The sequence below is a fragment of the Marinobacter alexandrii genome (genome assembly GCA_039984955.1).
Lineage (GTDB): Bacteria > Bacteroidota > Bacteroidia > Cytophagales > Cyclobacteriaceae > Ekhidna.
This window is the reverse complement of sequence record JBDWTN010000007.1, coordinates 2,525,765-2,549,069: the sequence shown is the minus strand read 5'-3', so window position 1 is coordinate 2,549,069 and position 23,305 is coordinate 2,525,765. Positions and strand designations below refer to the sequence as shown.

The window sequence follows — 23,305 nt, the reverse complement described above, 5'->3', positions numbered from 1 at the left end:
CATAAGAGATGGGAAAGCCAACAGGATTTATAGAGTTTCAAAGAGAGTTGCCGGAGAATGAGCCAACAGCTAAGCGATTAAAGAAGTACACAGAATTTGAATTAAGCTTCCCGGAAGAAAAGACTGAGATGCAGGCAGCTCGATGCATGGATTGTGGTGTCCCATTTTGTCACTCCGGCTGCCCACTTGGAAACAAGATTCCAGACTTCAATGATGCTGTCTACCGCAACGAATGGAAGGAAGCCTATCAAATTTTAAAATCAACCAATAATTTTCCAGAATTCACAGGACGTATCTGTCCTGCGCCATGCGAAGGATCATGTGTTCTTGGAATCAATCATCCACCTGTAGCTATTGAGCACATCGAAAAAAGCATCGCTGAAAAAGCCTTTGAAATGGGGTGGGAAATCGTTCGCCATCCACAAATTCAGACTGGAAAGAAGGTAGCGATTGTTGGTTCAGGACCTGCCGGATTGGCAGTCGCAGATACACTCAATCAAAAAGGGCATGAAGTAACTGTTTTTGAAAGAGATTCAGAGATAGGAGGTCTACTGAGGTACGGGATTCCCGATTTCAAGTTAGATAAAGTAGTAGTGGATCGGCGGGTAACTATCCTCGGGAAGGAAGGTATTAGCTTTAAAACTAATGTGAATGTAGGTCAGGATATTAAAGGTAGTGAGTTGCTCAAAAATTTTGACGCTGTTGTTCTTTGTGGTGGTAGCACTATTCCTCGAGATCTCCCTATTCCTGGCAGAGACTTGGAAGGCGTTCACTTTGCCATGGATTTTCTCACCCAACAAAACCGAGATGTTGCCGGAAATCTCAGCGTAAAAAATAAAATTTCCGCTAACAAGAAAGATGTTATAGTCATTGGAGGAGGGGACACTGGTTCTGATTGTGTGGGCACAAGTAATCGTCAAGGAGCCGATTCGGTTCGTCAAATAGAAATTATGGATAAGCCGCCACTTGAAAGGGTGGAAACTAATCCTTGGCCAGAGTGGCCAATGACCTTGAGAACTTCAACTTCTCATGAGGAAGGCTGTGATCGTGAATGGGCTATTCTTACAAAAGAATTTGTAGGTGAGAATGGAAAACTCAAAGGATTGAAAGTTGTAGATGTAGCTTTCAAAAATGGAAAACTGGTAGAAAAAGATGGCTCTGAAAGAATCATCCCTGCTGAGCTCACTCTCATCGCTGCTGGTTTTGTTCATCCGCAAAAAGAGGGGCTGTTGGAACAGCTTCAGATTGAATTAGATGAAAGAGGCAATGTAGAAACCAAAAATTTTAAATCCAGTTCAAAGAAAATATTTGCTGCCGGAGATATGCGAAGGGGTCAATCTCTTGTTGTCTGGGCTATAGCTGAAGGCAGAAAAGCAGCTCAGGCCGTAGATGATTATCTTACGGCCTAAGTATAAGCTCTTTTATTTAGTGAGGTCAGTTACCATTTCTTTTTCAATGGCCATATGCTGTTCACCATGATATCCAATGTCCATTCCCTCGAGCTCCATATCTTCTGTTATTCTCCCTCCTTTTGTGAATAGCGCCACCGTTTTAAATACAATGAATGTTCCTGCTGCCGAGTAGACAATGGTAGCTACTACGGACTTCAATTGAATAAGAAACTGCCCCGGATTACCATAAAATACCCCAGCAGAAGACGGGTCGATTGCAGGATTTGCTAACAATCCTGTGAGTAACGCACCAGCAATACCTACCAGGCCGTGCATGCCAAAAGCATCTAATGTATCATCATGTCCAAAGTAATCTTTTAATTTTACCACACCTATATATCCAATCACACTTCCAATCGCTCCAATAATCAGAGCGCCAGAAACTCCAACATAACCGGCTGCTGGTGTAATACATACAAGGCCCGAAATCACCCCTGAAGCAACGCCTATCAAGGTTGGTTTTTTAATGATCAACATTTCAATCAACAACCAAACCAAGCCGCCCGCACAAGCAGCAACATTGGTCACCAGCATCGCGTTTGCTGCCGAAGCATTTGCTCCATACGCACTACCCCCGTTAAACCCGAACCAACCAAACCATAACAAAGCTGAACCAAGCACCATAAACTTGATTGAAGATGGCTTCCTCTCTTCGTGCAAATTGACACGCCTGCCTACCAACAAAGCTAATATGAGCCCTGAAACACCAGCATTAATATGAATGACTGTGCCACCAGCAAAGTCCAAGTCACCATGCAAAAATCCTTCAGATCCCCAAACCCAATGACAGATGGGTGCATAAACCACCATAATCCATAGGATGGAAAACCATATCCAAGTCGAGAATCGTATCCGTTCTATCACAGACCCACTCACAATGGCTAGAGCTATTGCAGCAAAAGTTCCTTGAAAAGCAACATCTAACAACTTGGGGATATTAGCACCATCCACCAAGTCTGTAATATTTATGCCGCTAAGAAAAACATAATCCAACCCCCCAATAAAGTCATTTCCTGAAGCGAATGCCAGTGAATAGCCAATAATCACCCAGATAAGCGAGCCAATCAAATAAGCAACATAGCTCATCCCTACCGTATTAAGCACGCTCTTGCTTTGTGTCAATCCTCCATAAAACAAAGCAAGGCCCGCAGGTGTCATCAACATAACCAAGGCTGTTGACATCAGCATCCAAGCGGTATTGCCAGTGTCTATCGAATCTCCGTTTTGAGCAAAAGAGAAAACAGGAAGTAAGAAAAGAAATAGAATTGAAGCAAATTTCTTGTCAAAATTGAATTTTATCATGAAATTGGATTAAAAATGATCCATGAAGATAGCTATTTACGTAAATAATATCTTTTTAAGATAGTTTTTTATCTCATTCGAATTGAATTTTTACAAAAAGAATAATTGATAGTACATAAATGATCCATCAATTATCAAAAAGATAATTTTTAACAATTTTTTTTAGAAAATGACATTGATTTTGGGAGGAGGTTATTTAACCCCTTTCAAACCCATTACTTCCTTCGGGCCCAAGTGTCGGAATTTGCCACGAGGAAGGTTCTTTTTAGTAAGCGAGGCGAACATTACACGATCCAATTTTTTAACTGTGTACCCCAGATGTTCAAATATTCTTCTAACAATTCTATTTCTACCGATATGAATTTCAACTCCCAACACCTTATTGTCATCTCCAAGAATAGCCATTTCATTGACTGTAGCTGGTCCATCATCTAAGGTCACTCCTTTCAATATTTTCTGAAAATCTTCCTTTGTGATCGACTTATCTAACTCCACTTGATAGATTTTTTTTACTTGGTGAGATGGATGAGTAAGTTTTTTTGCTAATTCGCCATCATTAGTAAAGAGTAGTAAGCCTGTAGTCTCTTTATCTAGCCGACCTACTGGATAAATTCGTTCTTCGCATGCTTTAGAGACCAACTCCATAACAGTACGCTTTGCGTGAGGGTCTTTTGTAGTGGTGACAAAACCTTTTGGTTTATTTAGGAGAACATATTGATGAGTTTCAGATTTTAGTTTTTGACCTTTATATTCAACAGAATCCGTTTTCTTGACTTTATAGCCCATCTCAGTCACTACTTTCCCATTGACCTTTATTTTGCCTGAGGCAATGAGGTTATCCGCCTCTCTTCTTGAACAAACTCCGGCATTGGCCATAAATCGATTCAATCTGATCTCAGCAGGTTTTGTTATTTCCTTTTTATTAGGTCGTTTCATTAAACTGGCGGGGATCGCCTTTATTCGTTCTCTTCGCCTATAGCGTTCTCTTCAGTACTGAAATCTTTAGGGGTGGGGAGTTCTTTCAAGTCATTGATGCCAAAATAATCCATGAATTTCTGACTTGTTCCGTATAGTATCGGGCGGCCAACTCCTTCAGATTTCCCTTTAATTTCTACCAACTCCTTCTCAAGAAGTTTCTGAATTGAATAGTCGCAACTTACTCCTCTAATCTGTTCTGCCTCACTCTTCGTAATTGGCTGTTTATATGCAATAATAGACAGTGTTTCTAAAGCTGAATTAGATAGACGTTTCTTTGACTGCTGTTTAAGCAAAATACCAATACTTGCTTGATATGCTGGTTTTGTCAAGAATTGATAACCTCCTCCTGATTTCACCAACTCGATCGAAAAGTCATCTGTCTCAAATTTCGCTCGAATAGTATCAATTCCAGATGAGATGTCCCCACCAGGCACATCTGCATCAAACATTTCCTTAAGGCAATCTTGAATTTCCTCTTCTGTTATGGGTTTAGGAGAGCAAAAAACCAGCGCTTGAATATGATTGGCCAAATAATCCATTAAGACCTATTCAGCTTTGCATCAATGCTTTGGGTGGTGTGAGGTACCGCTTTGAGTCTTTCTTTTGAGATCAAATTTCCCGTATCAACACAAATTCCGTACGTCCCATTTTTAATTCTCACTAAGGCATTTTCTAGATTATTGATGAATTTTTGCTGCCGTCCAGCAAGTTGACTCAAATGCTCCTTTTCTGCTGTATCAGCACCATCCTCAAGCGTTTTTACAGATGCAAAGTTGTCACCGCTATCGTCAGATTCTCTTGTCAAAGAAGATTTCAATGTATTAAGCTCTTCTTTAGCTTTTTCCAGTTTCTGAAGAATTAATTCTTCGAATTCTTTTAGCTCTTCATCAGAATATCTTGTCTTTTCGCTCATAGTAGTAGAGATTATTATTCTAAAAACGTAAAAATCAAGCGAAAATACGCAGGTTGATGCACAATAAATAATTAGACAAATCCAACTCGACGAAAATTTTACTAAAAATCGCGCCCTACTGCCACTGTCTCTTTTATCGTCTCAGAATTTCCGCTAGCATCGTATATTTCAAAAATGATGATATAATAACCAACTCTGGCCATGCTTCCACCATCTGTGTCGCCATCCCATCGGAAAAATCCGGAAGTTGCAAGTGATGCACCTTGTGCCAGATTTTTCACTAACCTCCCGTTTTGATCATAGATGTTTACGTTCGCAAATTGTCCGGGTTCATCAAATTGGTAATTGATAGTGGTGAAATCACGTCCAGAACCAACATTTCCAGGAATGAATACTTCCGGACTGGCAGTAACTCTTCCCACTGGTGTATCATTTTCGAAAGATTGCGAGTTGGCATAACCCGGCGTAGCAAAACCTTCGGTACTAGAAGCAGAACGCCAGTTGCTCGAGTTATTCGCGGATTCATCATACGAGACTCTTTCAAGCGAGATTCCTTTTACACTCTCCAACAAGTCATAATGATAGTCTGCATCATAAAAGACTCGCTCGTGTATTTCTCCCATAGCATTTAGTATAATGACATTTCCAGTATCTTGAGCATAGGTTGGAAATGTGGAAGTTTCAAAGAATTTAGAGAAGATCCCTTTCGGGTAATTATTAAGCAGAACATTTGCGTATTCAGTTAGGACAATGAAATCTCTTGGATTTAGCACCAACTCCTCATCGGAGAGTATCACTTGATCATCCAATCCTTCTAGATCTAATCTTGCCAATTGCCAATTTTTTAGAGTAATGAAATCATCGGAATTATTATAAAGCTCTACGAAATCGACACCATTTGTGCGCGGATTGAAGAGTACTTCGCTGATAAGAATTTGATTTGCTTGAGCCTCTATCGGGAGGGCAAAAGTGATCTCATCAGCTTCACTCAAATTGCCGTTACAATCTGCAACATTAAATGCATTGAGTTGGTAAGCAATATTTTCTTCCAGGTCTTGCGTTAAAACTACAAATACTGATATTGGATTTTGAAAGTCTTGATAGAGTCTCTCGATCTCTACTTCAGGCTCGAACTCCAAATTAATAGTCTCCACATTTAGTGGATCAATTTTTTCCGAAAAATCTAACCTAATCATATCGCTCGAAATTGCGGTAACTTTTTGAAGTTCTGGACCTAGATTGTCAGGAACACTTCCTTCATTGTTAATTGAATTTACAGCCCCAGGTGTTCCTCCATTCAGATTGATAGAACTATTCCAGTTTGCTCCGCTTGCAGTGCAGGGATTTGTAATGTCAACCATTTCTAATGAATAACCTCCATCAGACTTAGAGTCTTCGTGCCAGGCAGGATCATAATCGATAGAAGAGATAAGACTCTCTTGAAATGTCAAAATGAGTTGTTCTCCTGTATTATTTAGTGAGGGAAAATTCGATATTCCAACTGCGCCTTGAGTGAATTCATTAGCTCCTGCAGTTGATGTTAAGATAGTGTATGATTTTGGTTGCAGGTTAATTGATGGCAATTCAACAGTGGAACTTGCATCGATTAAAAACATTCCTTCTGTGGATATCACATCTCCGGCGATATTATGAATTTCAAGAAATTCAACCTCTGGCAGACCAACAGATGGATCTGGATCAAATAGGATTTCTGTAATAAACACTTCGTTGAAAGAAGGAGCTCTTCCCATGCTAAAACTAAAAGTTGTTTCTACTATCGCATTACCTGCACAATCGCTCACATCTGAGAGGGTAAACTGGTAAATAATTCCTTTCTCTATTCCCTGTATGAATACCACATTTATCGAGGTTGGATAATCACCGTTGATTATGATATCATCGATTGTTAACCCTCCTGAAACAGTATATTCACCTGTCATTAAACTGGAAGCATCCATCTTTTCTGAGAAGTTGATGGCTAAGGATGTGGAATAGCCAAAGGAGCTCACCGTTGGGGCTTCAGTATCTGGAGTATCATCAAAAACAGAATTTTGACTACCGGGAGTGTTACCTGATGGGTCTATCGAAGTAGAGTAGCTGTCAAGTGATAAGCAAGGATCATCAGGATTAATCAGTTCTAATGAAACCCCATCATCTTGCTCATCTTCATACGCTATGAAAGCAATTTGATTATCTGATCCATTAACAATTTCTATTTGATCATCTGAGTTGTTGAGTGTGAGACTTGAGATTGTTAGTGCGTTTCCAAATGCAGCATAATCTATCGTTGATCCATCATCATAAACAATCAAATACTCCCCCGGTCGAATGATAAATGAAGGAAGGTTATTAGAAGTATCCGAAGCATCTATGATGTTCCAACCTTCCACGTCTATAAACTTCTCAGAGTTGTTGAATAACTCTATAAAATCGTCGCTATTGTTTACTGGATTAGATAGAAATTCATTGATGACGACATCTCCTGCAACAGCTTCTTCAGTTTCTAAATATTCAAACGGTTCTGTATCAGAAGCTGAATTAGCTGATAGATCCTGCACATCATTGACTGACAAAGTTCTTACTTCGCCCGAAACTAGTGGACTAACAACTATATGAACCAAACTCCCATCCATGTCATCTAATGCAACAGCATTTATGGAGACTCCTCCATCTATCGAGTAGTTGGCACTTGTTTCAGCTGACGATTCTTCCAGTACTTCACTAAACGTAACATCAAGTTCTGTCATAGAAATCACATTGATAGATTCTATTTGTGGAGCTGTGGTATCTGGTGTATCGTCAAAGATCGAGTTTTGTTCTCCGGGCGTCCCTCCATCTGGATCAATGCTCAATCCAAAATTGTTTTGCGAATAATCAGGACCATTGGGGTTGATAAGTTCTGTGGATACTCCTCCTGTAGATCCTACAAAGGAAATTGCATGAATAGTGGTGGCATTATCATCTAGTAGGGAAATATTATCTACTGTAGAATTATTTAAGCTGAATGAACTAATGGTCAGCACATTCGAGAAGCCACTAAACAACCCTAAGTCATCATCGTCTACGATAATGACATATCCTCCAGGGGCCAATGTAAACACTGGCAAGCTTTCTCCATCCAACGACCAGTTTTCCAAATTAAAGTACTTGGACGATCTATTAAATAATTCTACATACTCTGCATCCGGCAAGGTTGTGACTACTGGATTAGGATCCGGCATGAATTCATTAATCACCACATCGAATTCTTCCGCTTCTTCAAAAACCAGGTATTGGAAGCTCTCCTGACTATTTGAAGCAATTATATTTCCATTCTCATCTTCTACATTATTAATGGTGATAGCGTAAGTTGTGCCATTTGTCAATGCATCAGTGGTCAAGTGCACGATCGAATTGTCAATTCCATCTACTACTGCATTGGTTACGTCAATAGCGCCATCAATTCCATAATTATTTGAATTCTGTGAGGTCGTCACATCAACACTTTCATTGAACTTGACATCTACTTCTGTTAATGAGATAGCCGTCACCGATTGAATAGTGGGGGGATCTGAGTCTGTTAAAGGGTCTGCTATTATTTCGACATCATCAATCAAAAATTCAGCAGCACTACCAGAACCAGTTTCATTTCTTTCTACAAATAATTTCACAAATACATTAGATTGATTATCTGAGACGGCATCAAGCGTGTAGGAGTATTGGTTATAGGACTGTCCGGGTAAGTTAGGAAATGTGCTTTCATCTCCAATTTGTATTGGAGTTCCGTAATTCATTCCTCCATCAATGGAGGTTGAGAAAAAGACTAAAGCTGACCTATTTCCAGAGCCATTTTGGTTTGATTTAGCATAAAAATTAATTTCACAGTCTTCAAAACCTGTTAAATTCAGAGTAATCAAGATCTCCCCATCAAAACTAGTTATTGGTTGGACTGCTAAGGCATTTGCTCCTGTTCTAAAATCACTCGTTTGAAAAATTCGATTTGTAGATGCCACAGTATTACCAATCCAATTAGTAACAAACTCAATATCGGATCCTTCTACGAAAGAGTCTTCAAAACCTTCATTTTCGGGGAAAGAGTTTATCTGTGCTAGTACCGAAAAACCTAAACCCAAACAAATCAGACAAAGAATACCTTTCATAATTCAACTCATTATCAATGTAAAAGTAGTGGTTTGAAATGGGAGAGTTTAAAGTTCAGTTGTAGCCGTTGTTCCTGAAACCTTGAGCCCACCTTTTAATATGAGTTTGCGTAAAATAAATTCTAGAGGGAAGACCATGACTGCAATCCCCACATCGAACAAAAACTCAACAACTGGTGTACTTTGAAAAGATATAAAGGTATTGATGATTGCTTGCATGAACTGAATGATAATAACCAGTGTAAGAATACTCAAGCCATGCTTAATAAATCTATTGACTGATTTTGATTCACTTAACCTCGACGAAATACCTATCATCATCGCAAGTATTAATACTTGGATAGCATAAAACCATGGTTTTTGCCAATACGGTGTTGCAACAGTAAACTGTAATAAAGTAGCCTCATCAATTTGATCCAATGCATCGCGAACTCTAACCTTTAGCTTGTAATCACCTGGAGGCAGGTAACTGTAGTCAATTAGATTAGCATGAGTCCAATTTGACCATTCGGGATTTAGCCCTTCCAACTTATATTGATATTCAGGATTTAAAAGTCCGACATAATCCGGCTTAAGAAGTTCAACACTCAATGTATTTTGGTCATGCGAAAGTGCAATACTCTCCGTCACTTTCATCTCTCCACTGCTACTTACAAGCCGCTTTACAAAAATCGAATATGACTTATTCATTTCAGGTATTTTATCCGCTGAGTAAGCCAGAAGTTGATTATCGTCCGTAATCAACCAATACCTGTCAAGTTTATCATCATAGTTTATGTACTTAAGATTTGGAAAAACACCCAGATACTGAAATTCATTAATGCTCCCATCAGGAAGCAACAAGTGCCATATCTTGCCATTATAGAGCCAGACTCTACTTTTTTCGTTATGTAAATGATGATGAGGGCTTCCTAATTCTTTCTCTAATTCTCGGTCTTTTACAATCCTATCTTTATCTCTATCCAGCTTAAAGTATCCTTGAGAATTTATGAAGTAGAGTGCATTGGCGTGTTCCCAGATACTCAATTCATCATAAAATCTATTGTTAATTTCATAGCTGTGCAAAATTTCAAATCCTTGTGAGGTAATAGATCCCTGATAGATATGAGATGTCCCAGCCATCCATATATCACCTTTGTGATCCATATAGACATTCAATATAATATCCTCAAAGCCCTGTCCTGAAATTTCAGTCCAAATATTGTTCAAGAGTTCATAATATTTGAGGATTCCTCTCTCGGTACTAATTATTAATTGATTGCTTCCTGGAATGAGATAAGCATACTTGATTGCTTCATTAATGACCAGTTGGGCTGAGTTTCTTGTGATCTCATAGATTCCTGTATGGCTGGTGGCTAAAATCCGATCTTTTGCCTTCAGCAATTGCTTAAATTTCCCATCTGTGCCAGGCACGTGGTGAAATTGATAGCTCACTCCAGTGACCACTTTTTCAACCCTTCTGATATATTGAGATCTATCAACTGGTTTTGAAGTAGATGTCGCATTTTCTTGTATTTGAGAAGTGAATTTTTTCTTGAAAGACCCTGACTTTTCATCTGATTTTTCCGAATCGCTGGCCCGGTCCTTTTTCTTAAAAAGTCCATTTAAGAATCCCTTCTTCTTCCTCTTTTTCTTCTTGCTTTTTTCCTCCTCTTCTACATTTTGCTCTGACTCAGCCTCTTGTTTCTTCTGTTTTGGTGACTCTGCAACCGTTTTTGTAGGTGTAGTCCTTTTTGATGGTTTTTTATCAACCTTTTGAATGTATACTCTACTTCTGTAAGAGGTGTCCTGTGAAAAATAATAAACACCCAGACTGGTATTGATCCATAAATCGTCTCTAATCCGCTGAACTTCTATCAGATTCCCCTCCAAACCGGGAAAATTGGTATAGCTGTAGGCTGGGAACAATGGAGCAATACGAGTCAGTCCAAATTCATGTGCTACCCATACTCCTTGGTTATTGTCCGCATAGAGGTCGTGAATTTCATTATCAGGAAGCCCTGAATGATAATCAGTTACTTCAAAATAAGATGAATCGTCTACATGCAAAAAGAATACACCTGATTCAATGGTAGAACAAGCAACAAGTGAATCATTGACCCATTCCAAATCCGTGATAACAACGTCAGCCTCTTGCAATCTGTCATAATGGTGATGAGGCTTCATTTGAGCATTTTTTCGTTGATATAATCCACCTTCCATATCAACAGCAAACTCATGCTCTCCTTTTGGGGAAGCGCTAATCAACCCCCATTGCTTGGTTGTGTTTGAGAGTGTATCAATACTTCCATTTTTTGCTTTAATTACTAGATCATCATACGTATTTACGAATAAGGTGTCTTCGGATAAATATCCATTTAAAAAATCTCCTTCGGCAAGCCTATTAAAAGCATCTTCCTTTGGAGAATACTCATATAAGCTATTATCACTCAAAAAGTAAATGTATTCTGCAGTAGCGAAGGTTTGCAAAAAATGATCTGACAGTGAATCGCTTTCTAAAATAGGGATATATGCATATGCATTGTTGGCAAAATCCAATTTACCAAATCCCCCCAGACAACCTACATATACTGTGTTGTCTTCTGAGATCGCTAATGAAAGAGCAGAAGAACTGGTTCTATAAAAATCCCAATCTATACCATCATATTTCAATACTCCGAATCGATTTGCAATGCAAATGATCCCATTCTTGTCCGCTTTTATCTCAAAATTGATATTATCAATTTCAGAGTGCTTCGGGGAATGGTGTGTTAAAATAAAGTCCCCTGTTTGAGCGAAACAAAGCATGCTAACAAGTAAAGCAGTACTAAAAATTAACGTTTTCTTGAATTGATTAAAAACAATCTTCATGATCTTTTAGGATTATTTTTTTGAAATGGCCACTCAGTTTTTACTATATGTATATCTCACTACACTAGTTACCTTTTATATGCTATTTGGTGGTCTTTTTCGGAAAATTGAAAGGCATCCAATCATCCTGTATTTATCTTCGTCGATATATAAAATTAGTAGTTTTGTAATAGAATAATTAGAATCTTACTTTAATACAATATGAAGATTGCTGTTGTTGGAGCTAGTGGGCTGGTGGGCCAAAAAATGCTCCAGATTTTATCTGAAAGAAATTTTCCCATTGATGAGCTCTTATTGGTTGCTTCTGAGCGTTCCATTGGCAAGAAAATCCCATTCAAAGGGAAGGAATATTCAATCATTTCAATGGAAGATGCCATTACAGCAAAACCTGATATTGCCATTTTTTCTGCTGGCGGATCTGTATCGCTAGAATATGCTCCAAAATTTGCTGAAGTAGGCACTGTAGTTATTGATAATTCCTCCGCCTGGAGAATGGATACTTCTAAGAAATTGATAGTTCCGGAAGTAAACGGATATATTTTACGAATCGACGATCGTATAATTGCTAACCCTAATTGTTCAACTATACAAATGGTTGTTGCTTTAAAACCACTGCATGATCATTTTAAAATCAAACGTATTGTAGTGTCTACCTATCAATCTGTTACTGGTTCGGGCAAAGCAGCTGTTGATCAGTTAGAAGGTGAGCGTGCCGGCAAAGACATTCAGAAAGTCTATCCACATAAAATCGACATGAATGCGCTTCCTCATATCGATGTATTTCAAGAAAATGGGTACACGAAAGAGGAAATGAAAATGGTCTTGGAAACCAAAAAAATCATGGGTGACGACTCCATTCAGGTAACATCTACTTGTGTGCGTATCCCCACAGCCGGAGGGCATTCTGAAGCGATAAATGTAGAGTTTGAAAACGAATACACGTTGGAGCAAGTCCACTCTATTCTATCAAAAGCACCTGGTATAACTGTTGTGGATGATCCTTCAAAAAACGAATACCCAATGCCTATCAATGCGCATGACAAAGATGATGTATTCGTGGGTAGAATCAGACGAGATGAGACGCAACCTAAAACATTGAATATGTGGGTAGTCTCTGACAATCTTAGAAAAGGTGCCGCAACCAACACGATCCAGATTGCTGAATATATGCTAGAGCACAGTCTGGTTTACTAAGCTAAAACATGGACGATTCTTTTGATTTTATAATCCGAGAAGATGTAAAGGATTTCATCCAACAAAATATCAATGTTGATACAAAAAAATTAATTCTGAATCCTCCAAAGGATTTTAAGAATCAAATCAAAGGAATTTCAAATCAGATTTTGGCTCGTCAAAAAGCACGTGGGAAACTGGATAATTGGGCAAAGAATTTTGATTTGATTATGCCTCCTCCTCTTTCGATAGAACAAGCTTCTTCCTTAACCACCAGCCAATATAAGCAGCCGCTTATTTCGGGAGATAGATTAATTGACTTAACCGGTGGTATGGGAATTGATTGCTTGGCACTAAGTACTCAATTCCGGCAAACTACTTATGTGGAGGAGCAATCGAAACTCTGCGAAATATTTCAACACAACTCCAGAGTATTGTGGAGCAATATTGACATCATCAATAAATCGGCGGAGGAATACCTTAGTACCCTAGACTCAGAGCCTGAAAACACAGTCATTTACCTAGATCCAGCTAGGCGAGATAATCAAAAAAATCGTGTGTTTAAAATTGAAGACTGTTCCCCAAATCTCATCCAATTAATTCCAACTCTTAAAGGAAAATCGAGCAGGGTTTTGATCAAACTTTCTCCGGTTCTCGATATTCAAGCTATTGACAAAGCAATCCCAGAAACATCAGAAATTCATATTGTTTCAGTAAAAAATGATTGCAAAGAGATCTTATTAATCATCAACTTTAATGAACAGATCGATACCAAAATAATAACTGTTAACCTTGAAAGTGGACAGTCCGCATACTCTTTTTTTCGTTCGGAGGAGGCCAAGATTCATTCCGAATTCAATACTTGCCTGAAATATTTATACGAGCCCAATAGTTCCATCATGAAAAGTGGTGCATTCAAGAAAATAGGAGCTGATTTTGGGTTGGCTAAAATTGCCCCAAACACTCACCTCTATACCTCAGACGAGAAGTTGTTTGATTTTCCAGGAAAAGTTTTTGAAATTTTAACACACGCTAAGAAAAAAGAAATCTCTCATTATGCAGACAATGAAAAGATCAACGTGATTACTCGTAATTACTCATTAAATGCGAATGAGTTAAAGAAAAAATGGAAACTAAAAGATGGCGGAAATAACTTCTTGATTGCATTCAGAGATAAGGAAGAAAAAGCTCAAATGGTTATTGTCCGGAAGATGAATCCTTAAGCGTAACTCTAAATATCGATCCTTTTCCAACCTCACTTTCAACTTCTATTTTTCCTCCAAGGCCTTTCACAAAGTCGCTACAAAGCGCAAGACCTAAGCCATTTCCTTTTTCACCTTCGGTTCCAATAGTACTAGTCAAACCTCCATTGAAAATCCTTTTACACATTTCTTCATTCATCCCTACTCCTTGATCTATCACCTCTAACACGGTTTGGAGCTTTCCTTCTATAATATTGATACGTATCTCTGAGTCTCTCTGAGAAAATTTGATCGCATTTACTATAAGGTTCCTGAGCAGTATTCTTACTATACCACCATTTGATTCAAGTTGATACTCTTTAGATTTATCAAAACTTAGCTTAATATTCTTCTCTTTTAAACGATCATTTAATTCACTTTTTAAATCACTGATCACTTGAGTTAAAGAAAATATATCCTTACTTAAGTTTTCCCCCACCATTTGGCCCTCGGCCCATTGAAAGACGTTGTTCAGTAAATTCATCAGATTTGAGGTCTTCTCTTTTACTTCAGGAAGAAATGGCTCTATCTCCTCTTTACTAATCAATTTTTTGTTGAACAATTCTATTACAGAAGAAACAGACTGGATTGGAGACTTTAAATCATGGGATACAATCGCAAAGATTTTAGACTTAAATACATCCAGTTCTTCTAGTTTTCGCTTCTGCTTTCGAATTTTCTTTCCTCTTCGGATAATTACGGAAATCATAATGGCCGCAATCAAAAGGATAATAATGAGCCCATAAATTACCATTTGCCGCTGCTCAGCCATTTCCTTATTCGTCGTATTCTTAGACTCTAGCACTCTCATTCGAAATAATCTTTGATAGTACGAAAGAAGCTCCAATTCGTTAATTATCGACACATTTCTTACACTGTCCATGTACAATTCATGAAGCTTTTGTTTTTCAAAGGCTTGCTTATACCTGCCCAATTCTCCATAGCAGTTTGATAGTGTTTTACTTGTGATATAAATAAGCTCCTTCACTCCACTCTGATCAGCCAGGTCAAAAGCAATACGTGCATGATTTAATGCTTGTTCAAGTTTTCCATTACTTCTATATAACTCTGCTCTCAGTTGATTTGCACGTACTTTTCCTCTCCTGCTGTCAAAATTTGTAGAGCTCTGATAGGTTAGGTTAATCAAAGAATCTGCTTCCAAAGTTTTACCCTCCTTAAAATTCAATTCGGCTTGATTAAAAAAGAAAATCGAATGTAAATGCTCAAACTCTTTATCCAGATAATTTGACGCCTGATCCAAGTAAAAATGTGCAGAATCGTAATTATTCAAGCCTAAAAAGGCTTGGCCTAGACTGTTGTTGACAGTAAATAGCCTAAATCGATTATTTACCTTTTTTTGAATATCTAATTCAGATTTGTAATACCCGATAGCATCAAGGTCTAATCCTGATGCTGCATAAATGTCTCCAATATTCCCTAGATTTTTTGCTCCGATTTCTTGGTATCTATTTGATTCCGAGAGCTGAAGAGACTCTTGTATCTTCTCGAGTGCAGCCATTTGATTTCCAAGAGACCAATGGGCACTACCGATACGATTAAGGGTTATTGCAATTAGAGAATCATTTTCTAGCTCATTCGCATATAGATTGGCTCGTTCTGCAAAGTCAAGGCTAAGTTGAGGCTGATCGTATAATAATGAATCACAGTCTTCTACAAGTTTCAACACCTTGAACATGCTAGAATCTTGAGAGCTTGCTGGATTAATAGACAGAAATCCAAATATCAAAAAAAAGTAAATAGTGAGTTTCAAAAGTTGAGATGTGCGTTTCAGACAACATCAAAGATAGCACAAATCAGAACCTTCCAAATCGAAAACTTATCATTGCTGTAGTACCTGAAACATCTTCATCTTTAACATTTTCAAGTTTAGTGCCTGAAATATAGCGATAGGACATTCCTGCTCCCAATCTGAAGTATTTGGTAATATTAAATTCAAGTTCAATACCAGGTTCGGCAACAAAAAACACTGAATTCTCTACAGTAAATTCAGAATCTGCAGGATTATTTAAAAAAAAATCTTTATCGACGATTTCCATCGAGCCTGCTCCTAGTATTATTGGAATGCTTATGTGGATCAATTCTTTATGAGCTATGGTTCCTCCTATTATAATGCCTCCATACCCACCATGAAGGTTAAGTGGCTTAGATTCAGTTTGTCCAGGTACCACTCCATCAAACCTTAGTTGAGTGACTAATCCGTATCCAGCGACACCAAATAAATATCTTCTATTAATAATGAACCCCCCATATGCTCCTACTAACAATCCTCGTTCACCTTTAAGATCCCCAATCTTTAGATCTGCTGCACCAAATGCATTAATATCATTCTTCTTGCTCAGCAATGATTTTACCTCCTCATCCTTTGGGTCATTGGTATCCACATATTTTTGGCCGAAAATGGTTATCGAGCTAAGGACTAATGTAACTAAGATGAATATCCTCATTTGCTCAAAAAACATACTTAAAAGAAATAGCAGCATCCCAAAATTGTGCTTTAGTATACCGCATACCTATAAAATTGAAGTAGGGCTTAATATCAAATCCAAAAGTAGCTGGAACCTCAAGCCACCTATATTCAATACCTAAACTTGCATCTACACCCATTGTGAAAAATGTTTTATCCTCATAAATAAATGCATCACCAGCTGCATTAGAAAGAGTCTTAGATATATCACTAAATTTCTCATATCCCATATGCCCGCCCACTCCATAGTGAAGATAAAAGCGGTCATTGAATGAGAACTCCATTGGCTCATGGAATAGATATTGAGCTGTAAACTGCATTCCCTCATTTCTGCCACTTAAAATCATCTCTACAGCTTCATCTTCGTTGACGAACTTCTTAAATGTAAGTCCGGAAGTATGTCCTAATCGAAGACCTGCAGATTTTTCATACAGCTGTTGTCCTGCTGCCGAGAAACAAATCAGAATGGAAATGAATAATATGAACTGTTTCATATGGGTCTTCCGGTGGTGACGGGCATGATTTAGTTTTTGTCTACAAAAATTGGAGTTTCTTTAATCGATACAATCAATTCTCCACCGTCAGCTTCGATAAGAAGTTGGCTATGGCGTGTGTTAGTGTTTCCAACGAAACCAGAAAGTGAAATCTTACCCTCATCTACAAATTGTTCTTTTTGCATTGTTAGCATACTATTAGGTAGAATCATACGATCTTCTGGCCCTTTGATGTATGTTTTCGTGTAAGATGCTTGGTTTAGAATCAGGTTGATATCAGTCGATTTACCAGTGATATCAATACTGTTGAAGTTCTTAACGATCCGGCTTAAATAAATATCACCATAACTAAAATCCAATCTCGCAGAGCCTTTCAATAAATCTGATGTCAAGTTGGTAAATGAACCCTCACACATTATTTCTCTAGCTTCAAGTAAGTGAATTTTGTCATTTCTTGAATTCAGCTGTATTCTATCAATTTTATCAACACGGATTTCAGAGCTACCGCTCTCAATGTTCAATTCTTTAGCTTCATCTACTCTAATCTCTGACCCTCGCAAAGTGAAAATACCATCATTTATTTTTCCGAAAGATGACTTCCCGAAACTATGCTTTAAGTTAAGAGATTGAGATAAATCGTTGGCTTTAATATCACCGTGCGATACATCTAAATCAACTTTACCATCGTGATTAGTTAGATACAGGTCTCCAAACTTGTTTTCTACACTTAACATCACGTCTTTCGGCAACCATACCTGATAATCAATTTTAAGTTTGTTATTACCCATCACACCTTCCACTTCACTCAGAACATTGCCAAAAAATCCTCCCCCTTTGCTGATTTCAGTAACTGCTGAAATCACGCTTCCCACTTTCCTAAATCTTACATCAACTCTAGACATTGATTTGGCAACTGCTGATGAATTTTTACCTTCTGCTCTCACCAACACTTCAAACCGAATAGAATCATAATTCCATGTACGAACAATGACCTCCCCATATTTACTGATAACTTCTACTTTAGCATTTTCAGGCACAGTAAAGGATCTTTCATAATCACGCTCCTGCCTCACTTGCGAGAAGAGTGGCGTCATGATAATGATGGTAAATAATATGTTAAAGTATTTCTTCACTTCTTTCTTTTTCCAATTCTGATAGAATTTCCTCTAAAATTTGAAGTTTAAGTCGATAATTTTCCATCATTGCTGTAACTACTTCCTCATTATCCACATTTTCCTTTAGATCTGCTTTTAATTCTGCAAAAGCATTATCCATATCTTCAAGATCTTGCAAGATATGATCATCAGTCAGTTGAGTTTTTATTAAAGTAATTTTCTGATTAATCTCACTATTATAAAAATGTTCAAGCTCCACCATTTCACCAGTATCTGTTGATCTTGTATTCATAAAAAATACTGTACAACCTATTACTGCTGCAAAACAGGCAGCCATTCCGGCAATTCTCCATCGACTTTCGCTCTTAATACTAGGGTTAATTTTGTTAGAAACTTTGCCCCACTCATTATCTAATTCGATGGGATATACTTCAAAATCCTCTCTCAAGCTTTCTATATGGTCCTTCAGATTATCCCGCATTTTGACTTTTTTCTTCAACTAGAATTTTCCTTATTCTCGCTTTTGCCTTACAATATTGCGCTTTAGATGCTGATTCTGTAACACCCAATATTTCACCTATTTCTTTATGGTCGTACCCTTCAAATAAATACAAGTTCAATACTGTTTTGCATCCCTCAGGTAATAAATCTACTACCTGCATTATCTGAGTAGCTTGAAATTGCGCATATTCAAAATCATCCTCCTCTTCTTCAATAAAATCAGCCCCTTCTTCCAGTTCAGCTGTATCCAACTTCTTTTTTCGGATTGCATTAATGCAATTATTTATAACTATACGTTTGATCCATGAGCTGAATGTATTTACCTCTCTCAAGGAAGGCAATTTCTGAAACGCATCTATAAACGATTCTTGTAACATGTCCTTCGCCTCTTCCTCATCACCCATCATCCTACGGCAAATATTGTACATAGCCTTAGCATATAGACCATAAAGCGAAGACATGGACGCTTGATCTCCTTGCTGACTTTGCACAATTAGGTGCTTGTGGATGGTGTGTGTGGTGCTCACGTTCATAATAATGACAGAACCTTTTGCCAAAGGTTTCTATAAAGACGTGAAAAAAGTTGATTTCGATGTAATTTTTTGGATTCATCTCTGAAAACTCAATTAATTTAGAGTTATTCTGAATGAAAATCAGTTATCAGAAAAAGGCTATTTTCTAAAAACCTCCATGTACAGTAGTACTAATTAAACTTTATGTTAACTGCAGACATTATTTAATTTAAAAAGCAGTGGTAACAATACATGAGTTATTAAAAAGCCCTTCATTAATTGAAGGGCTTTTTTTAATCATTTCACTATAACTTTCTTAAATATCGATTGCTTCGCATCACTTACTTTAATAAGAAAGATCCCACTACCAAAGGTGGATAAGTCTAGCCTCTCCCTCTTGTTTTGTGTCTCAATGTTTAAATACTTTTTCCCATCGATACCAAAAACCTCTATCCATCTAATTAATGATGATTCATTAAACTCAACTACAATTTCATTCTGAGAAGGATTGGGATATACATTTGCTTCTAATGGTTTACTATCCTCAAAATCAGAAACAATTTTTTGATTTTGAAGATTAGGTTGATTGGAACTGGTGCGTGCTCCAGAATTCGAGCTTGTTGTAACGATAAAAGCAGCATCAAAAACTGAATATGAAATACTATTGTACCAAAAGTTCCCTCCGCTATAAATGTCAGTAAAACTATATCTAATAGAAGCATTTGTCAACTGGAAAGTGTACTGCTGTCCATTTTGTATCGTGAGAGGATTACTTAAAGAAACTGTTTGCCATCCGCTTCCTACAGAGATATTAGACTGCTCATAAATTGGAGTTCCGGAAACCGTATTCCCTGAGAAAATTCTCAGGGTAGATCCTGAAATCGTATTAACTAAATTAACATCTATTGAAACGATCTCTCCACTAAACGATGGAGTGAATGATTGTCCCATATCGTTAAAGTTGAAATAGCTTAGAATACCTGAACCGGATGTTTGTTCAATCGTCTGAAGAGTTACCTCGTTATCAGTAGAAGCACTGACAGAAGAGGAGTAAGGTGAAACTCCGACAGCATTTTGAGCTTTTATTCGGTAAAAGTATGTAGTGGCACTTATTAACCCTTGATCCGTATAGGAGGTGGTATTGCTCGATATTACGGCTATTTCAGTATAATTCGATTCATCTTCTTCCGATCTTTCCAGAATAAAAAATTCTTCATTATTTGAATTATCATCCCACAACAAATTAATGGAAGTGAGGCCATTAGAGGTAGCATTCAAATCTGATGGTGAGGCTGGTGGAGTAGGTGTTCCATCAGATGGAGTAGTCTCATTTACAATATTTCCTGATGCAGTGGATGTTACATTTGTCACGGAGACTCGATAAAAGTAAGTTGTCAATTGATCGAGCCCTGTATCACTGTAAGTCGTAGCATTAATACCCAAGTTAGCAATTGTAGTGAATGGCCCATTGGCATTTCCAGCTCTTTCCACAATATAGCCAGTCTCATTAGTCTCGTTATCAGTCCAATTCAGATCAATTTGAGAGAACGAGTTAGCTGAAGCGGTAATGGCGGTTGGAGCGTCCAAGCTGGTACTTGCATCTAGAATACCGAAAAACTCAGCAGCATAATATGAAGACCAAAAATTGATATCTGTGGCATAAGATCCTGTATTTCCTCCTTGAGTAGGTCCTGCTCCCGGATCTACCGCAATAGCATGACCCATTCCATTAAAACTGTAGGTGACTACCCGAGCATTTCCAGAGTTATCTTTATACTCCCTTTTCCGAACATTAGCATTTCCTAAATATGCTTGATCGTCCAGTTCTGGTGTTTGATCAATACCATGAACATTTGTCCATTGCTCCATAATTTCCGTCTCATTGACGGTATAAACAATAAAATCTGATCCACCATGAAATACAGCTACCGTAGGCCATGAGCCTGAGTAACTGGATGCATTTCTTACATTGTTGCCTAGTTGTGCAGGAGAAAGATTGACATTACCGAACATGGCTTGGAAAGCTTCAATTGTCCCGGTAGCTACATCATAGGGTAGTCCTGACATAACAGCACCTGAACTAAATACTTCCGGATATGCTGCAAGCATAACTGTAGTCATGGCACCTCCAGCAGAAAAACCAGCAACAAACACTTTATCATTGTCAATAGAATAGTTCGACTTCATGTAGTCCACCATGCTTTTTAAGGAAGCGGCTTCTCCAACACCTCTATTTTGATCTCCATTTTCAAACCAGTTGAAGCAGTTCGAGGAATTATTAGAAGATGGTTGATCAGCATATATCACATAAAATTTGTACTCATCAGCCAGATCATTCCATTCAGAATCATTTGAGTAAGAACTAGCGTTTTGTGTGCAACCATGCATTACCAGAACCACCGACGCATCCGAACCTATCCCGGACGGTACATAAATGTACATATCAAGATTTCCCGGGTTCGACCCGAAACCATTTACTTGGGTAAGTTGAGCACTAGATAGGAATGAGCATGCCATACCTATTAAGAGAATCAATTTTTTCTTCATAATTGTATTATTTAGGGTTAAAATGTTGTTTCCATAGAATAAGGATTTACGCGCCTTCATTCAATTCAAAAGATGAGAAAACAGTATTATCCGAGGCGGAACTTATGCATAGGATGCTTTTAGTTTCTTTCTATCGATTTTTCCGCTAGCAGTTTTAGGAAGCTCAGTCACAAACTCCACCTCCTTCGGTATTTTATATTTTGCAAGACTCCCCTTACAAAAATGGATGACAAGATCCTTAGAAAGGGATGTATCTTTCTTTATAATGATCGCTTTTCCTGCCTCACCCCACTTATCATCTTGAATAGCTATCACTGCTACCTCATTTATCTCAGGATGAGTCTGCAAGAAGCGTTCTACCTCGGCAGGATAAACATTCTCTCCTCCAGAAATAAACATATTCTTGATCCTGTCCTTGACGAAGTAATATCCCCCCTCATCCCTAACTAGAATATCACCTGTTTTGAACCAACCTTCTGTAAAAGATTTTAGAGTTGCTTCAATATTTTCCCAATAACCTGGAGTGGTTACAGGCCCCTTAAGCCAGAGTTCACCCTCCTCATTTGCATCTGCCTCCGTTCCATCACTTTTCATAAGTTTAGTTTCAATAAAGAAATTAGGTGTCCCTATTGAGCCTATTTTTCTAATAGCATCATCTTGATGAAGTGAGAAAACATTTGGTCCTACCTCAGTCAGTCCAAAGCCTTGTCGGATTGGAGTGCCTTTTTTCTGCCACTGCTGAATTAAGGGGAGTGGCATAGCTTCTCCGCCTACAATGAAGTATCTGAGAGAATCAAGTGAGATACTTTCAAACTCGGGTACCTCTGACATCATTTTCAGCATGGTGGGAACTCCCATGAAAAGGGTTGCCTCCTCATCTCCCAAAAGCTTCATTACAATGCTCGCATCAAATTTTCTTAAAAGCGTAAACGATCCTCCTTGCAGTAGAAATGGCATGAGCAGAACATTCCATCCTCCTGTGTGAAATGGGGGCATACAGATTATGGTATGATCTCTTGACGTAAGATCGAGCCTGGCCTGTGTGTTAACAGCATTCCAAAAAGCCATTTTATGTGTATAAATAGCTCCCTTAGGGAATCCTGTAGTTCCCGAAGTATAAATGATAAAAAGTGGATGATCATCTTCTATTTCTTTCGCTTCATATGTATAGGAGACGTTTATTTTTTTACTTAAATCAGAAGCAAACTCATCCATTAATATGACGCTTTGAATATCACATTCTATGAGCTCTGGACTATATAGGTTCTCATACTTCTCTTCACTTACAATTAGCTTAGGTTCACAATTATTGATCATGTAGGCAAGTTCCCTGGAAGACAGTCGATAGTTGAGCGGGACGATGGTGATTCCAAGCTTCATAGCAGCACCAAGCAAGACAATATATTCCAATCGATACTCCGAAAGTACCGCCACCCGATCACCTTTAGTTAGCCCCATTTCTTCGAGGCTTTGGGCAAGGTAATTGGATTGACTGTTTAATTGCTGATAGGTATAATTCTCTCCCGTATCCGCATCATTTACTGCCATTTTAATTGGAGCATATGTTGCCCATCTATCCATCCAATCTTTTCGAAAGTTCATAG

At 38.1% G+C, this 23,305-nt stretch carries 17 protein-coding genes; 3 read left to right on the top strand and 14 right to left on the bottom strand.

What is annotated here, in order from left to right; translation table 11 throughout:
* Nucleotides 1–8: 8 nt before the first annotated feature.
* The gene (locus tag ABJQ32_17670; protein MEP5291489.1) at nt 9–1,409 is read left to right on the top strand and encodes a glutamate synthase subunit beta; all 1,401 of its coding nucleotides are present in this window, start codon (nt 9–11) and stop codon (nt 1,407–1,409) included.
* Between the two features lie 12 nt (nt 1,410–1,421).
* On the opposite strand, the gene ABJQ32_17665 is transcribed toward ABJQ32_17670, so the two are convergent.
* From ABJQ32_17665 to ABJQ32_17640, 6 genes are all read right to left on the bottom strand, one after another.
* Nucleotides 1,422–2,753 (bottom strand): ammonium transporter, encoded by a 1,332-nt coding sequence (locus ABJQ32_17665; GenBank protein MEP5291488.1) that lies wholly within the window; start codon nt 2,751–2,753, stop codon nt 1,422–1,424.
* A gap of 192 nt (nt 2,754–2,945) precedes the next feature.
* Nucleotides 2,946–3,689: a pseudouridine synthase gene (locus ABJQ32_17660; protein ID MEP5291487.1), complete on the bottom strand. Its 744-nt coding sequence runs from the start codon at nt 3,687–3,689 to the stop codon at nt 2,946–2,948.
* 20 nt (nt 3,690–3,709) lie between these two features.
* The gene (gene scpB, locus ABJQ32_17655) at nt 3,710–4,270 is read right to left on the bottom strand and encodes an SMC-Scp complex subunit ScpB (protein ID MEP5291486.1); all 561 of its coding nucleotides are present in this window, start codon (nt 4,268–4,270) and stop codon (nt 3,710–3,712) included.
* The gene (locus ABJQ32_17650; GenBank protein MEP5291485.1) at nt 4,270–4,644 is read right to left on the bottom strand and encodes a TraR/DksA C4-type zinc finger protein; all 375 of its coding nucleotides are present in this window, start codon (nt 4,642–4,644) and stop codon (nt 4,270–4,272) included. Before ABJQ32_17650 ends, scpB begins: the two co-directional genes overlap by 1 nt.
* A 101-nt stretch (nt 4,645–4,745) precedes the next feature.
* Complete coding sequence (locus ABJQ32_17645; GenBank protein ID MEP5291484.1) at nt 4,746–8,783, bottom strand: lamin tail domain-containing protein; 4,038 nt, start codon at nt 8,781–8,783, stop codon at nt 4,746–4,748.
* Between the two features lie 48 nt (nt 8,784–8,831).
* Nucleotides 8,832–11,633: a triple tyrosine motif-containing protein gene (locus tag ABJQ32_17640; protein ID MEP5291483.1), complete on the bottom strand. Its 2,802-nt coding sequence runs from the start codon at nt 11,631–11,633 to the stop codon at nt 8,832–8,834.
* A 201-nt stretch (nt 11,634–11,834) separates the two neighbouring features.
* On the opposite strand from ABJQ32_17640, the gene ABJQ32_17635 reads away from it, so the two are divergent.
* Nucleotides 11,835–12,827, top strand: coding sequence for an aspartate-semialdehyde dehydrogenase (locus tag ABJQ32_17635; protein ID MEP5291482.1), 993 nt, complete (start codon nt 11,835–11,837; stop codon nt 12,825–12,827).
* 8 nt (nt 12,828–12,835) lie between these two features.
* Nucleotides 12,836–14,029 carry an RsmD family RNA methyltransferase gene (locus ABJQ32_17630; protein ID MEP5291481.1) on the top strand — a complete coding sequence of 398 codons (1,194 nt, stop codon included), beginning with the start codon at nt 12,836–12,838 and terminating at the stop codon, nt 14,027–14,029.
* On the opposite strand, the gene ABJQ32_17625 is transcribed toward ABJQ32_17630, so the two are convergent.
* The 8 genes from ABJQ32_17625 to ABJQ32_17590 all read right to left on the bottom strand — a co-directional run bounded on the left by ABJQ32_17625 (nt 14,004) and on the right by ABJQ32_17590 (nt 23,303).
* The gene (locus ABJQ32_17625) at nt 14,004–15,818 is read right to left on the bottom strand and encodes a tetratricopeptide repeat-containing sensor histidine kinase (GenBank protein ID MEP5291480.1); all 1,815 of its coding nucleotides are present in this window, start codon (nt 15,816–15,818) and stop codon (nt 14,004–14,006) included. The genes ABJQ32_17630 and ABJQ32_17625 overlap by 26 nt on opposite strands.
* Nucleotides 15,819–15,861: 43 nt before the next feature.
* Entirely contained in the window at nt 15,862–16,512 is a 651-nt protein-coding gene (locus ABJQ32_17620; protein MEP5291479.1) for a hypothetical protein, read from the bottom strand.
* A 4-nt stretch (nt 16,513–16,516) separates the two neighbouring features.
* Nucleotides 16,517–17,026: a hypothetical protein gene (locus ABJQ32_17615; GenBank protein MEP5291478.1), complete on the bottom strand. Its 510-nt coding sequence runs from the start codon at nt 17,024–17,026 to the stop codon at nt 16,517–16,519.
* Nucleotides 17,027–17,055: 29 nt separating this feature from the next.
* Complete coding sequence (locus tag ABJQ32_17610; GenBank protein ID MEP5291477.1) at nt 17,056–18,120, bottom strand: hypothetical protein; 1,065 nt, start codon at nt 18,118–18,120, stop codon at nt 17,056–17,058.
* A gap of 22 nt (nt 18,121–18,142) precedes the next feature.
* Nucleotides 18,143–18,640, bottom strand: coding sequence for a hypothetical protein (locus tag ABJQ32_17605; protein ID MEP5291476.1), 498 nt, complete (start codon nt 18,638–18,640; stop codon nt 18,143–18,145).
* The gene (locus ABJQ32_17600; protein ID MEP5291475.1) at nt 18,612–19,175 is read right to left on the bottom strand and encodes a sigma-70 family RNA polymerase sigma factor; all 564 of its coding nucleotides are present in this window, start codon (nt 19,173–19,175) and stop codon (nt 18,612–18,614) included. Before ABJQ32_17600 ends, ABJQ32_17605 begins: the two co-directional genes overlap by 29 nt.
* Nucleotides 19,176–19,451: 276 nt before the next feature.
* Nucleotides 19,452–21,701, bottom strand: a complete 2,250-nt coding sequence (locus tag ABJQ32_17595) for a PHB depolymerase family esterase (GenBank protein MEP5291474.1) — start codon at nt 21,699–21,701, stop codon at nt 19,452–19,454.
* Nucleotides 21,702–21,803: 102 nt separating this feature from the next.
* Nucleotides 21,804–23,303, bottom strand: coding sequence for an AMP-binding protein (locus tag ABJQ32_17590; GenBank protein MEP5291473.1), 1,500 nt, complete (start codon nt 23,301–23,303; stop codon nt 21,804–21,806).
* Nucleotides 23,304–23,305: the final 2 nt, after the last annotated feature.

Excerpts from the sequence above, each read along its gene's own strand:
- ABJQ32_17670 (MEP5291489.1), top strand. The coding sequence starts at position 9 with ATGGGAAAGCCAACAGGATTTATAGAGTTTCAAAGAGAGTTGCCGGAG.
- ABJQ32_17665 (MEP5291488.1), bottom strand. The coding sequence starts at position 2,753 with ATGATAAAATTCAATTTTGACAAGAAATTTGCTTCAATTCTATTTCTT.
- ABJQ32_17660 (MEP5291487.1), bottom strand. The coding sequence starts at position 3,689 with ATGAAACGACCTAATAAAAAGGAAATAACAAAACCTGCTGAGATCAGA.
- scpB (MEP5291486.1), bottom strand. The coding sequence starts at position 4,270 with ATGGATTATTTGGCCAATCATATTCAAGCGCTGGTTTTTTGCTCTCCT.
- ABJQ32_17650 (MEP5291485.1), bottom strand. The coding sequence starts at position 4,644 with ATGAGCGAAAAGACAAGATATTCTGATGAAGAGCTAAAAGAATTCGAA.
- ABJQ32_17645 (MEP5291484.1), bottom strand. The coding sequence starts at position 8,783 with ATGAAAGGTATTCTTTGTCTGATTTGTTTGGGTTTAGGTTTTTCGGTA.
- ABJQ32_17640 (MEP5291483.1), bottom strand. The coding sequence starts at position 11,633 with ATGAAGATTGTTTTTAATCAATTCAAGAAAACGTTAATTTTTAGTACT.
- ABJQ32_17635 (MEP5291482.1), top strand. The coding sequence starts at position 11,835 with ATGAAGATTGCTGTTGTTGGAGCTAGTGGGCTGGTGGGCCAAAAAATG.
- ABJQ32_17630 (MEP5291481.1), top strand. The coding sequence starts at position 12,836 with ATGGACGATTCTTTTGATTTTATAATCCGAGAAGATGTAAAGGATTTC.
- ABJQ32_17620 (MEP5291479.1), bottom strand. The coding sequence starts at position 16,512 with ATGAGGATATTCATCTTAGTTACATTAGTCCTTAGCTCGATAACCATT.
- ABJQ32_17615 (MEP5291478.1), bottom strand. The coding sequence starts at position 17,026 with ATGAAACAGTTCATATTATTCATTTCCATTCTGATTTGTTTCTCGGCA.
- ABJQ32_17610 (MEP5291477.1), bottom strand. The coding sequence starts at position 18,120 with ATGACGCCACTCTTCTCGCAAGTGAGGCAGGAGCGTGATTATGAAAGA.
- ABJQ32_17600 (MEP5291475.1), bottom strand. The coding sequence starts at position 19,175 with ATGAACGTGAGCACCACACACACCATCCACAAGCACCTAATTGTGCAA.
- ABJQ32_17595 (MEP5291474.1), bottom strand. The coding sequence starts at position 21,701 with ATGAAGAAAAAATTGATTCTCTTAATAGGTATGGCATGCTCATTCCTA.
- ABJQ32_17590 (MEP5291473.1), bottom strand. The coding sequence starts at position 23,303 with ATGAACTTTCGAAAAGATTGGATGGATAGATGGGCAACATATGCTCCA.